The 700-nt window shown below is 20.9% G+C and carries 1 protein-coding gene; it reads right to left on the bottom strand.

The features are described 5' to 3' along the window. Positions 1 to 221: 221 nt before the first annotated feature. Positions 222 to 605 carry a BlaI/MecI/CopY family transcriptional regulator gene (locus tag IR152_RS19775; protein ID WP_227453509.1) on the bottom strand — a complete coding sequence of 128 codons (384 nt, stop codon included), beginning with the start codon at positions 603 to 605 and terminating at the stop codon, positions 222 to 224. Between the last annotated feature and the right edge of the window lie 95 nt (positions 606 to 700).

Raw genomic sequence — 700 nt, 5'->3', positions numbered from 1 at the left:
TTATAATTATAAATTTTATCAATAAAATCCTTATCCTCAACAAAAACTGAATAAGTAAACATAAAAAATAACATTTTAAAAATGACAATTAACCAAATATAATAATTAAATTTTTTATTAAGAGATTTAAATAAACTTGTTTTTAATAATATAAAGATGCAGATTATAATATTTGATACTATTGTTGCATTTAAAATATTTTCAAATATGTGAATCATAAATTATTCACCTTTCAAGTTATCAAAGTAATTATTGAAACAATCATGAATTAAGTCTAGTTTTTCATCTTCAACCTTTTTATTATTTATTGAAGAAACAAGACTTAAGATTGAATTATCATGTACCATATTTAAAAAGTCCAATGTTTCAAATTTTAGATAATCATCTTCTTTTATTATTATCGTATAATGAGTATATCTGTTAAGTTTTTCGGCAGAAAGAAATTGTTTTTTTACAAGTTTTGATAAAAGTGCAAGCGTAGTTGTTTGTTTCCAACTATATTTTTTTTCCATTGCTTCGATTACCTGTTTAGATGTAACTGTATCATTTGCTCCCCAAATAAATTTCATAACCTTTAATTCTGCATGTGGTATTTTTTTTATCATAACTTGTCCCCCCTTATATTAAGTTAATAATACTATAAAAATAGAATAATGTAATAAAATATTTTATTAATTTTAATATAGTTATTAATACTACT

The organism is Clostridioides sp. ES-S-0108-01 (assembly GCF_020662285.1).
Taxonomy (GTDB): Bacteria; Bacillota; Clostridia; order Peptostreptococcales; family Peptostreptococcaceae; genus Clostridioides.
The sequence above is the reverse complement of the archived record's forward strand: the minus strand, read 5'-3'. Positions and strand labels throughout refer to the sequence as shown.